General features: G+C 70.7%; 11 protein-coding genes. 2 read left to right on the top strand and 9 right to left on the bottom strand.

Annotated elements, in window-relative coordinates; translation table 11 throughout:
• Positions 1 to 110 precede the first annotated feature (110 nt).
• From AS97_RS37110 to rpsD, 7 genes are all read right to left on the bottom strand, one after another.
• Complete coding sequence (locus AS97_RS37110; RefSeq protein WP_086705850.1) at positions 111 to 938, bottom strand: shikimate dehydrogenase; 828 nt, start codon at positions 936 to 938, stop codon at positions 111 to 113.
• A gap of 6 nt (positions 939 to 944) precedes the next feature.
• On the bottom strand, positions 945 to 2,759 hold the full coding sequence (gene mltG / locus AS97_RS37105; protein ID WP_210566423.1) for an endolytic transglycosylase MltG: 1,815 nt from the start codon (positions 2,757 to 2,759) through the stop codon (positions 945 to 947).
• Between the two features lie 91 nt (positions 2,760 to 2,850).
• Positions 2,851 to 3,315, bottom strand: a complete 465-nt coding sequence (ruvX, locus tag AS97_RS37100) for a Holliday junction resolvase RuvX (protein ID WP_014056249.1) — start codon at positions 3,313 to 3,315, stop codon at positions 2,851 to 2,853.
• A 5-nt stretch (positions 3,316 to 3,320) separates the two neighbouring features.
• Entirely contained in the window at positions 3,321 to 5,990 is a 2,670-nt protein-coding gene (gene alaS, locus AS97_RS37095; protein WP_210566422.1) for an alanine--tRNA ligase, read from the bottom strand.
• Positions 5,990 to 6,319: a DUF6167 family protein gene (locus tag AS97_RS37090; protein ID WP_059146790.1), complete on the bottom strand. Its 330-nt coding sequence runs from the start codon at positions 6,317 to 6,319 to the stop codon at positions 5,990 to 5,992. The genes alaS and AS97_RS37090 overlap by 1 nt, the downstream gene beginning before the upstream one ends.
• A gap of 8 nt (positions 6,320 to 6,327) precedes the next feature.
• Entirely contained in the window at positions 6,328 to 6,774 is a 447-nt protein-coding gene (locus AS97_RS37085; RefSeq protein ID WP_059146791.1) for a DUF948 domain-containing protein, read from the bottom strand.
• Between the two features lie 278 nt (positions 6,775 to 7,052).
• Complete coding sequence (gene rpsD, locus AS97_RS37080; protein ID WP_059146792.1) at positions 7,053 to 7,664, bottom strand: 30S ribosomal protein S4; 612 nt, start codon at positions 7,662 to 7,664, stop codon at positions 7,053 to 7,055.
• A 192-nt stretch (positions 7,665 to 7,856) separates the two neighbouring features.
• Between rpsD and AS97_RS37075 the strand changes: the two genes are divergently transcribed.
• Complete coding sequence (locus tag AS97_RS37075; RefSeq protein ID WP_059146793.1) at positions 7,857 to 8,621, top strand: DUF2470 domain-containing protein; 765 nt, start codon at positions 7,857 to 7,859, stop codon at positions 8,619 to 8,621.
• Between the two features lie 92 nt (positions 8,622 to 8,713).
• Here the strand turns inward: AS97_RS37075 and AS97_RS37070 are convergent, their stop codons facing one another.
• Positions 8,714 to 10,102, bottom strand: a complete 1,389-nt coding sequence (locus AS97_RS37070; protein ID WP_059146794.1) for a replication-associated recombination protein A — start codon at positions 10,100 to 10,102, stop codon at positions 8,714 to 8,716.
• 316 nt (positions 10,103 to 10,418) lie between these two features.
• Between AS97_RS37070 and AS97_RS37065 the strand changes: the two genes are divergently transcribed.
• Positions 10,419 to 10,823 carry a hypothetical protein gene (locus tag AS97_RS37065; RefSeq protein WP_037652204.1) on the top strand — a complete coding sequence of 135 codons (405 nt, stop codon included), beginning with the start codon at positions 10,419 to 10,421 and terminating at the stop codon, positions 10,821 to 10,823.
• Between the two features lie 64 nt (positions 10,824 to 10,887).
• Here the strand turns inward: AS97_RS37065 and AS97_RS37060 are convergent.
• Positions 10,888 to 11,702, bottom strand: a protein-coding gene (locus AS97_RS37060) for an IS5 family transposase (protein ID WP_210564151.1) whose coding sequence is annotated in 2 segments (ribosomal slippage) — positions 10,888 to 11,357 and positions 11,357 to 11,702 — 816 coding nt in all. Because the reading frame shifts where the segments join, the coding sequence is not laid out codon by codon here.
• Positions 11,703 to 11,744 lie beyond the last annotated feature (42 nt).

The following is an 11,744-nucleotide window of genomic DNA, read 5'->3' as shown; positions in this document are numbered from 1 at the left end:
TCCCGTCGGTGCGTGGTCCATGGGGTGGACGGTCGCGGCGGGCCGGGGACGCGCCGTGGGGACGGTCGCGGCGGGCCGGGCAGGGGCCGACGAGGGGCCCATGAGGCGGGTCAGCGGGCCGCCAGCGCCGCGCGCATCGCGTCCAGGGGCGCCGGGGCGCGGCCCGTCATCTGCTCGACTTGCAGCACCGCCTGGTGGACCAGGAGGTCCAGGCCGCTGACGACCGAGCCGTCGCGGGCCGCCCAGGCGGCGGCGAGCGGGGTCGGCCAGGGCTCGTAGAGGACGTCGAAGAGTGCGCCGGGGCGGTCCGGTACCGACGCGGCGAGCGCGTCGGTGGTGCCCGCGGGGGTGGTGGCGATCACCAGCGGCGCGCCGAGCGCCTCGGCCGCGTCGTCCCAGTCCGCGGTGCGCACCGGGACGCCCAGCCGCTCGCCCCACTGCCGCATCTCGGCGGCGCGGGCCTCGCTGCGGACGTACGCGGTGACCTCGCCGTCGCAGATCCGGGAGAGCGCGGCCAGCGCCGAGGAGGCCGTCGCGCCGGCGCCCAGCACGGCGGCCCGCGCCACGCGCCCGACACCGCGCTCCCGCAGCGCCGCCAGCATGCCCGGGATATCGGTGTTGTCCCCGTGCCTGCGGCCGTCGTCGGTGAAGACGACCGTGTTGACGGCCTCCACCGATGCCGCGGTGTCGGTGATCTCATCCAGCAGCGGGATGACGGCGCGCTTGAGCGGCATGGTCAGGGACAGCCCGGCCCAGGCCGGTCCCCCGTCCTCGCCGAGGTGCTTGAAGAAGTCCGGCAACGCGGTCTCCTCCACCTCGAAGCGGTCGTACGTCCAGCCGCTCAGGCCCAGCTTCCGGTACGCCGCGCGGTGCAGCACCGGTGACAGGGAGTGGGCGATCGGCGAACCGAGCACCGCTGCCCTGCGGTTTTCCGACATCTTTCCTCAGCCGTTGTTCGTGCGCTGCTTATTGAACTTGTCGACCCACTTCTGGTGATCCGCGTAGGTCTTGGAGAACTGGCTCTTGCCGCTGACCGCGACGAAGTAGTACCACCCGTCGGAGGTCGGGTTCAGCGACGCCTTCAGCGCGTCCGCACCCGGATTACCGATCGGCCCCGGCGGGAGCCCCTTGTAGAAGTAGGTGTTGTACGGATTGTCGTATCCCTTGATCTCACTGATCGGGATATCCAGCTTGCTCTGATTCTTGATGTAGTTGTACGTGGAGTCGAATTCCAGCTTGCCGTACGTCTCGGGATTCGTGAGCTTGAGCCGGTTGTAGATGACCTCGGCCATCTTCCGGAAGTCGTCGTGGGTGACGCCCTCCGCCTGGACCAGGCTGGCCACGGTGATCAGCTGGAGCGGCGACTTGAGGCCCAGCTCCTTCGCCTTGCCCTCCAGGTCCTGGCTGCCGTAGTTCCGGTTGGCCTCGGCGACCATCTTCCGCAGCACGTCAGCGGGCTTGGCGCCCTTGCCCACGCTGTAGCGGGACGGGTAGAGGAATCCCTCCAGCGGATCCTTGATCTTGCTGTTGTCGTCGGCCCAGGAGGGCAGTCCGAGGTTCTTGGCCTCCTTCTTGGCGACGCCCGCGGTGGTCCCCGCCTTGAGGCCGATCTTCTTGTCGATCGCCGCGTAGATCGTGGCGTCGCGCATGCCCTCGGTGACGATCAGGGCGTTGCTGCTGGTGGGGTCGAGCATCAGCTTGACCGCCGCCGCACCGGACATCTCCTTGCGCAGGCTGTAGGTGCCCGGCTGGACGAACTTGCCGCTGTCCTCCACCGCCTCGACGAAGGCACCACTGCTCTTGACCACGCCCTTGTCGGCGAGGATCGAGCCGATCTCGGCATTGCCGGAGCCGGAGGGAACCTCCACCTCGATCCGGCCGGTGCCGTCGCCCGAGTAGTCGGGTGCGGGGCCGAAACGGGTCTGCCAGAAGTCGTAGGCGTAGTAGCCGCCTCCGCCGACCGCGCCCACCAGGACGACGGTGACAAAGAGGCAGGCCACGCCGCTGCGTCGCTTCTTGGGCTTGCCCTTGCCCTTCTTGCCGCCGCGCGCGCCGGGCTCGTCGTCGTCATCGTGATCGTCCGCCGCGTCGTCCAGGCCCCGGCCGCCGCCGTCCGTGAAGAACGGGTGGTCGTCCTCGGCGTCCGCGCGGGCGGACGGCTCCTCGGGGGACTCACGCTGGCGCGGCACGTGGTGCTCCGCGGACACCATGGGCATCTGCTGTGTCTGCGGGGGCACATGGGCGCCCTGAGGTCCCGACGGGGCCTGCGGTGACCGCTGTTGTCCCTGGTAGGCGTCCTGGGCCGGGTAGGAAGCGCCCTGGCCCCCGTAGGGATCCTGCGGGTCCATGCCCCCGTACGAGCCGTCCTGGGGCGGGTACGGAACACCGTGGCCGGGGTACTCCTGCGGGTGCCGCTGATGCGGGTAGCCGCCGCCCTGGCCGTCCCACTGGGGCTGCTGATGCTGCTGGTGCTGGTGCTGCTGGTGCTGGGGATCCTGCTGATATCCGTGCGGATACTGCTGGTGCCCGTAGGGATCCTGGGCGTACGCGTCCTGCCCGTAGGAGCCCTGACCGTACGGATCCTGGCCGTAGCCCTCCTGCGCATAAGGGTCCTGCGCGTACGGCTCCTGAGCGTAGGGGGCCTGCGCATAGGGATCCTGACCGGCCACCGTGGGCTGGCTGCTCCACTCCCGGTCCCCGTACAGCGGGTCCTCGGGGTGCCACGGTTGGGAGCCGGGTCCCCGGCCGTACTCAGTCATCGATCCCCTAGCGACGGAGGTGGTCACCGCTCGGCGTGTTCGTGGCACGGGTGGCGGCGGCCATGTCGCGCGGAACGTTACCGTACCGCGATCAGATGACCACTTCGACGGCTTCTCCGGGGGCCCTGCCCGAGACCCGCTCGGTCTCCAGCGCGCTCTGCAGGATCACCACGGCCGCCGCCTGGTCAACGACCGAGCGGCCCTTCTTCGACGTCACCCCGGAGGCGCGCAGCCCTTGGGACGCTGTGACAGTGGTCATACGCTCGTCGACGAGCCGTACCGGCACCGGGGCGACCCGACGCGCCAACTCCCGTGCGAAGGTGCGCACTTTGGCCGCGGCCGGCCCTTCGCGACCGCTGAGCGAGCGCGGCAGGCCGACCACCACCTCGAGCGGTTCGTACTCCTCGACGAGCGCCGCGAGCCGCTTGTGGGCGGCCGGGATGTCACGTCCCGGCACGGTCTCCACGGGGGTGGCGAGGATCCCGTCGGGGTCGCACGAGGCGACCCCGATCCGGGCGTCCCCGACGTCGATGGCGATCCGCCTGCCGCGTCGCACGGCGATCAGGCCGATTCCTGGACAAGCCGCTCGACGGCCTCGATGGCCTCGCCGACGGCGTCCGGGTTCTGGCCGCCGCCCTGGGCCACGTCCGGTTTGCCGCCGCCTCCGCCGCCGAGCGTCTTGGCGGCGGTGCGGACCAGGTCACCGGCCTTCAGACCGCGCTCACGGGCGGCCTCATTGGTGGCGATCACGGTCAGCGGACGGCCGCCCGCCACGGTGAAGAGGGCGACGACGGCGGGGCGGTCACCCGGGATGCGTCCGCGCACGTCCAGGACCAGCTTGCGCAGATCGTCGGCGGAGGTGCCGTCCGGCACCTTGGCGGCGACCAGGGCCGTGCCCCGGACGTCCTTGGCGCCCTGGGCGAGACCGGCGGCGGCCTGCAGCACCTTCTCGGCGCGGAACCGCTCGATCTCCTTCTCGGCCTCCTTGAGCTTGCCCAGCATGCCGGAGATCTTCTCCGGGAGCTCCTCGGGGCGGCCCTTGACCAGGTCGGTGAGCTGGGAGACGACCGTGTGCTCACGGGCGAGGAAGTTGTAGGCGTCCACGCCCACCAGGGCCTCGACCCGGCGCACACCGGAGCCGATGGAGGATTCGCCGAGCAGCTTCACCAGACCCAGCTGGGCGGTGTTGTGCACATGCGTGCCACCGCACAGCTCCTTGGAGAAGTCGCCGATGGTCACCACGCGCACCCGGTCGCCGTACTTCTCGCCGAACTCGGCGATGGCACCCTGCTTCTTGGCCTCGTCCATGCTCATCACCTCGGCGGAGACGTCGAGTTCCCGCGAGAGCACTTCGTTGATCTTCTGCTCGACGTCCATCAGGACCCCGCCGGGCACAGCGGCCGGCGAGCCGAAGTCGAAGCGGAAGCGGCCGGGCGAGTTCTCCGAACCGGCCTGGGCGGCGGTCGGGCCCAGGGCGTCGCGCAGCGCCTGGTGGGTGAGGTGGGTGGCGCTGTGGGCGCGGGCGATGGCGCGGCGGCGCGTGACGTCGATCCGGGCGTGGACACCGGCGCCGACCGTCACCTCGCCGACCTGGACGACGCCCTTGTGCACGCTGACGCCGGGCACCGGCTGCTGGACGTCCCGGACCTCCACCACGGCTCCGGTGTCCAGCTTGATCCGGCCGGTGTCGGCGAGCTGGCCGCCGCCCTCGGCGTAGAACGGGGTGCGGTCCAGGACGACCTCGACCTCGTCGCCCTCGGTGGCGGCGGGCGAGGACACCCCGTCGACCAGCAGGCCGACGATGGTGGACTCGCCCTCGGTGTGGCTGTAACCGGTGAACTCGGTCAGGCCGGAGCTGTCGGCCACCTCGCGGTAGGCGGACAGGTCGGCGTGGCCGGTCTTCTTGGCCTTGGCGTCGGCCTTGGCACGCTCCCGCTGCTCCTTCATCAGCCGGCGGAAGCCCGCCTCGTCCACCGAGAGGCCCTGTTCGGCGGCCATCTCGAGGGTGAGGTCGATCGGGAAGCCCCAGGTGTCGTGGAGCAGGAACGCCTTGTCGCCGGCGAGCACGCTGCCACCGGCGGCCTTGGTGTCGGTGACGGCGGTGTCAAGGATGTTGGTGCCGGCCTTGAGCGTCTTGAGGAAGGCCGACTCCTCGGCGAGGGCGACGGTCTCGATGCGCTTGCGGTCGGTCAGCAGCTCCGGGTACTGCTGGCCCATCGTCTTGAGGACGACGTCGACCAGCTCGCCGACGACCGGCTCGGTGGCGCCGAGGAGGCGCATGTTACGGATGGCGCGGCGCATGATGCGGCGCAGCACATAGCCGCGGCCCTCGTTGCCGGGGGAGACGCCGTCGCCGATGAGCATGGCGGAGGTGCGCATGTGGTCGGCGACCACGCGCAGCGCGACGTCGGTGTCATGGGCGGCGCCGTAGGCGACGCCGGTCAGCTCGGTGGCCTTGTCCATGACGACGCGCAGGGTGTCGGTCTCGTACATGTTCCGCACGCCCTGCAGGATCATCGCGAGGCGCTCGAGACCGAGGCCGGTGTCGATATTCTTGCTGGGCAGCTCGCCGAGGATCGGGAAGTTCTCCTTGCCCTCGCCCGGACCGCGCTCGTACTGCATGAAGACCAGATTCCAGATCTCCACGTAGCGCTCGTCGTTGACGGCCGGGCCGCCCTCCTCGCCGAACTCCGGACCACGGTCGTAGTTGATCTCGGAGCAGGGGCCGCAGGGGCCGGGGACGCCCATGGACCAGTAGTTCGGGCCCATGCCCAGGCGCTGGATGCGCTCGGCGGGGACGCCGATCACCTCGCGCCAGATGCGCTCGGCCTCGTCGTCCTGCTCGTAGACGGTGATCCACAGCCGCTCGGGGTCGAGGCCGTAGCCGCCCTCCTCCTGGGAGCCGGTCAGCAGCTCCCAGGCGTACTTGATGGCGCCTTCCTTGAAGTAGTCGCCGAACGAGAAGTTCCCGCACATCTGGAAGAAGGTGCCATGGCGGGTGGTCTTGCCGACCTCTTCGATGTCCGGGGTGCGCACGCACTTCTGCACGCTGACGGCGCGGTCGAAGGGCGGCTTGACCTCGCCGAGGAAGTACGGCTTGAAGGGGACCATGCCCGCGGGGACCAGCAGCAGCGTCGGGTCGTCCGCGATGAGCGACGCCGACGGCACGACGGTGTGCCCGCGCTCCTCGAAGAAGCGCAGCCAGCGGCGGCGGATTTCAGCCGACTCCATCAGTGGTCCTCATTTCCGGCTTTGTGGAGCTTGTGGGGAGTGGTGTGGGTGAGCTGGACCCGGCCCCGCTGGGCCGGGAGCTGCTTGCGGTCGTCCGGCGGTGGCGCCGAGAGCCCGAGCGCGTCCTTGAGCGCGGCCTCGCGGTCGGCCATGCCGTCCCGTACGTCGAGGGCGAAGACCTTGATCCGCCGGCCCGCCAGCACCGCGCGGTCGGCGGCCTGCGCCGCCAGACTCTCCGGGGTGAGCTGGTTGAGCTTGCGGTTGACCTTGGTGGTGGCCCACACCCCGGCGGCGACGCCGGTGGTGAACCAGAATGTGCGGCGGAACATCCGGTCTGTCAGCCCTTCGATCCACGGTTGCGGCGGCCGCCCCAGCGGGCGGACGGCAGGGTCTTGCCGATGACGACGGTGCGCGCGGGCGCGGGCTCGTCCTGCGCTCGCCCCTTGCGGCCGATCGCCCGCCGGACGCCGTAGCCGAACGCGGCCACCTTGACCAGCGGACCGCCGAAGGCGGTGGAGACGGTCGAGGAGAGCGCGGAGGCGTTGGAGGTGACCTCCTGGACGTCGGAGGCGATCGAATCCACCCGGGCGAGCTGGGTGTTCGCCTCGCGCACGGTCGCGGACGCCTCGCTGAGCAGCGGGACCGCCTGGTCGGTGACCTCCGCCAGCAGCCTGGTGGCCGCCTTGAGCGTCTGGGCCAGCCTCACCAGCGCCAGCGCGAGGAAGGACACCAGGATCGCCCAGAAGACGGCCACGAGGATCCCGGCCACCTCTCCACCGGACACGTCGCACCGCTCCCTGTCGCCGCTCGTCGTCGTTGTTCGTGTTGGTCGTGCTCGTCGTGATCGCTCGTCGTTCGGGTCGTTCGTCGCCCGCCGCTCTCGGGCGGTATCCGGGCGCGGGCGGCAGGTATCGACCTTATCGCGCCACGGACGCGCACCCGAAACGGATAACGGCCGCCGGACGCGCTCCCGGACCTCCACCGGACAAGCCCGCGGGTTCCCCGTCGACCGATGTCGAGGGGAACCCGCGGGCTTGGCTGGGTACTGTCCGCTCCGCTGTATCAGCGGGCGTAGTACTCGACAACGAGCTGCTCGTCGCAGATGACCGGAATCTCCTTGCGGTTGGGGTCCCGGTCGAGGCGGAAGGCGAGCGCCATCAGGTTGACCTGGAGGTAGCGCGGGGTCTCGCCGTCGGGGGCGTAACCACCCTCGCGCGCCACCTGGAAGGGGTGCTTGTCGCGGCTGCGCTCGCGGACCATCACCACGTCGTCCGGGCGGACCCGGAAGGACGGCTTGTCGACCTTGCGGCCGTTGACCTCGATGTGGCCGTGGGTGACCATCTGGCGGGCCTGGTAGATGGTGCGGGCGATGCCCGAGCGCAGCACGAGCGCGTCCAGACGGCGCTCGAGCTCGATGACCAGAGCCTCGCCCGTCTTGCCGCCGGCCTTCCGGGCGCGGTCGTAGGCACGCGCCATCTGGCGCTCGCTGATGTCGTACTGGGCGCGCAGACGCTGCTTCTCCAGCAGCCGGACCTTGTAGTCACTGGTCTGCTTGCGGCCACGGCCGTGCTCGCCCGGCGGGTACGGGCGGGCCTCGAAGTACTTGACGGCCTTCGGGGTCAGAGCGATGCCCAGCGCCCGCGACTTCTTGACCTTGGGACGCGACTGGTTCACGGGGAACGAACCTCCATGTAAGTTAGGTGAGCCTTACCTTAGCCGAGGAGAGCGCATGTTTCGACCTGGGATCCCCCTGCCCAGCACTGATCAGAGCCCCGAGGAGGGTCAGCCGCGTCCCGTGGAAGACGCCCTGCGGCCATCGCCGGCAGAGCGCGTACGTACCTCGTGGAATCCAAGGCTACGGCTTCGTTGACGATTCCCGGAATCGAGGCCCTGGACGACCTGGGGGCCGACTGTCCGGCCGCCCGGACGGTCGCCCCGGACGGAGATGTGCTGCTGCTGGTCCCCAGCGGCTCCCCGGCGGCCCGGGCCGCCGCACACGCCCAGGACGACGAGCTGACCTGCGTGATGGAGATCACCGACGTCGCCCCCGTCGCCATGCCCCAGCGGATCCGCGGCCGCGCCTGGGTGGCCGGCTGGCTCACACCCGTCCCCTGCGGTGAGCGCACCCGCGCCGCGGCGGCGCTGCTGGCCGAGCGGCATCCGGTGGGCGAGCTGCTCGGCCTCGACCAGGCGCCGCGGCCCCCGCGGTCCGGTGGGTCGGCCGCCGGTGTGGAGCCCGCCGGGAGAGCCGCCTGGACGCTGCTGCGGCTGGAGGTCGGGGAGGCGTGCGTGGACGACCTGTGGGGTGCGGACGGCGTCGAGCCGGACGACTTCACGACCGCCGGCCCCGATCCGCTCGTGCGGCACGAGGCCGATCTGCTCCAGCATCTGCACGCCGCCCACAGCGAGCAGGTGCGCGGGCTGTGCGCACTGCTCGGCGACCGCTCCGACGTGGTCTGCACGCGGGGCGCGGCCACCCCGGTGGCGCTGGACCGCTTCGGTCTGCGGGTGCGCTTCACGGACGAGGCGGACCGGCCGTTCGACGCGCGCTTCGACTTCCCGGAGCCGGTGCGGAACGTGACCGAGCTGCGGTACGCGATGCACGCCCTGTTCGACGCGGCGACGGCCTGAGCCGGTACGCCGGGTGATCGGGGTCCGCGGGTGCGGCGCCGCGCGTGAGGCGACCGGCGGGGTGAGCGACTGCGGCGGGGCCGGGCGGACCGTTACGACGAGGCCGGGGCCGGACCGTCGGCGGACGGCGGCGGGTCGCCGCGCAGCCGCGCCCGCACCCGCTCCACCACATCCGCGTACCGCGCCTCGGCGCCGTACCGCGTGGGCTCGTAGTACCGCTTGCCGTGGATCTTGTCCGGTGCGTACTGCTGCGCCGCGATCCCGCCCGGCAGATCGTGCGGGTAGAGATAGCCCTGGGCGTGGCCGAGCTTCTTGGCGCCTTGATAGTGGCCGTCGCGCAGATGCGACGGCACCGGCCCGGCCAGGCCCGCCCGCACATCCGCCAGCGCCGCGCCGATCGCCGTGGTCGCGGCGTTGGACTTGGGCGCGAGCGCCAGGGCGATCGTGGCATGGCTCAGGGTGAGCGCGGCCTCCGGGAAGCCGATCAGGGCGACCGCCTGCGCCGCCGCCACGGCGGTGGGCAGGGCGGTCGGATCGGCGAGGCCGATGTCCTCGCTGGCCGAGATCATCAGCCGGCGGGCGATGAACCGCGGGTCCTCCCCCGCCTCGATCATCCGGGCCAGATAGTGCAGCGCCGCGTCCACATCCGAGCCGCGGATGGATTTGATGAGGGCGCTGGCCACGTCGTAGTGCTGGTCGCCCGCGCGGTCGTACTTCACCGCGGCCCGGTCGACCGCCTCCTCCAGCGAGGTGAGGGTGACCTCGGGCTCGCCCTTGTCCAGGGCCGCCCCGGCGCCCGCCTCCAGCGCGGTGAGCGCACGCCGGGCGTCGCCGCCCGCTATGCGCAGCAGATGCGCCTCGGCGTCCTCGGGGAGGGTGACGGCTCCGCCGAGCCCGCGCTCATCGGTGAGCGCGCGCCGCAGCAGCCCGCGCAGATCGTCGTCGGTCAGGGGCTCCAGGGTGAGCAGCAGCGAGCGGGAGAGCAGCGGGGAGATCACGGAGAAGTACGGATTCTCGGTGGTGGCCGCGATCAGCGTCACCCAGCGGTTCTCCACGGCGGGCAGCAGCGAGTCCTGCTGTGCCTTGCTGAAGCGGTGGATCTCGTCCAGGAAGAGGACGGTGTCCCGCCCGTACGCCCCGGAGGAGCGGCGCGCGCCGTCGATGACGGCCCGGACCTCCTTGACCCCCGCGGTGATGGCCGACAGCTCGACGAAGCGCTTCTGGGTGGCCTGGCTGACCACATACGCCAGTGTCGTCTTGCCGATGCCCGGCGGGCCCCAGAGGATCACCGACGACGGCCCGGCCGGACCGCCGCCGCCCTCGCCCACGAGCCGGCGCAGCGGCGATCCGGGGCGCAGCAGATGCTGCTGGCCCACGACCTCGTCGAGGGTGCGCGGACGCATCCGCACGGCCAGCGGGCTGCTGGCCGGATCCTTCTCCTGGCGGTCTTCTGCGGCGGCGGTGAACAGGTCTGGCTCCACGACGGGAAGCCTATGCCACCCCTCTGACAACGCCGCCGGACCGCCGCCGGGCTCGGGGTTCAGCCGTCGGGCTCAGCCCATTGCTCCGGGGTATCCTCGGCTCGAGCCGCACCGGCCGCATCGGACTAAAAACTCCTAACAGAATGGATCGAAGGTGGGGTGAGCCGGGTGACGATCTCTCGAAGCCGTTGCCACGGTGGACGGCTGTCGCCTGGGATCCGCCCAAAGGGAGGACTTGGCAGCCCATGTCTGCCCGACCGGGGGCCGGCTGTGGCCCGGGGCGCCTAGGCTGTCACCGCTACGGAAGGGCGGTGCCATGGATGAGGACTCCCGGACCAGGGCCGCGATCGAGGAGCATTGGCGGGCCTCGGAACGCGGGAACACCGATGTCGAGCACGCCATCTACGCCACGGACGCGATCCTGGACTACCCGCAGTCAGGTGAGCGGTTCCGGGGCCGCGCGACGATTTCGGCGCAACGCGGCGGACACCCGGCCGACCGACACTTCACCGTCCAGCGGATCACCGGCCACGCCAATCTGTGGGTGAGCGAATGCGTGATCACCTACGACGGTGTGCCTTCGTACTCGGTGAGCATCATGGAATTCGCTGACCAGCACGTGGTGCACGAAACACAGTACTTCGCCGACCCCTTCGGAGCGCCGCCCTGGCGAGCCGCGCTCGCAGAGCCGATGCCAGGCCGAACGATCGCTGGAACCTGATTCCTGGCCTCGTTCGGGTCAGCCGACTGATCAGCCTGTCACTTTGTTGAAGTTCTAGGGACTCCTATCGCGCTGATTTCAAGCGCCTCCAGCAGATGAGCGCGCATGCGAGGGTGAGGAAGGCTTCATGGATGTCGTCGCGGATCTCCCAGCGGATCCGCAGGCGACGGAACCAGTGCAGGTGAGCGAACGCGCGCTCCACGACCCAGCGTTGGGTGCCGAGTCCGGAACCGTGATCGATGCCGCGGCGGGCTATCAGCGGTTTCACGCCGAGGTCCCGGACCAGCCGGCGGTACTTGTCGTGGTCGTATCCGCGGTCGGCCAGCACCACGTCTGGGCGGCGCCTGGGCCGACCGCGCTTGCCGCGCACGGACGGCACGGCTTGGAGGAGCGGGATGAGCTGAGTGACGTCGTTGCGGTTGCCCCCGGTCAGGGTGACGGCGAGGGGGATGCCGGTGGCGTCGGTGATCAGGTGGTGTTTACTGCCCGTCCTGCCCCGGTCGACGGGGCTTCGTCCAGTCTTGGAACCCCCTTTAACGCGCGGATGTGGGAGCCGTCGACGGCAGCGCGGGAGAAGTCCAGGGCGTTCGCAGTGCGGAGCTTGGCGAGGAGGACCTCGTGCAGCCGGGGCCAGACATCGGCTTCGGTCCACTCGGCCAGGCGGCGCCAGCAAGTCATGCCCGAGCCGAAGCCGAGTTCTTGCGGCAGGTGTTCCCAGGCGATCCCGGTGTGCAGGACGAACAGGATGCCCTGGAACACCAAGCGGTCTGGATGCCGTTTGCGGCCGGGGTGCCGCATCCGACGTTCGACCTTGGGCAGCAGCGGCTCGATCACCGCCCACAGCTCGTCGTCGACTTCCCACTGCTTCGGCCGAGCCACCCAGCACCCCCGGATCACGGTCCCGGAGTGATCCAACCACCT

The sequence above is a fragment of the Streptomyces sp. AgN23 genome, from assembly GCF_001598115.1.
Classification (GTDB): domain Bacteria; phylum Actinomycetota; class Actinomycetes; order Streptomycetales; family Streptomycetaceae; genus Streptomyces; species Streptomyces antimycoticus.
The sequence above is the reverse complement of the archived record's forward strand: the minus strand, read 5'-3'. Positions and strand labels throughout refer to the sequence as shown.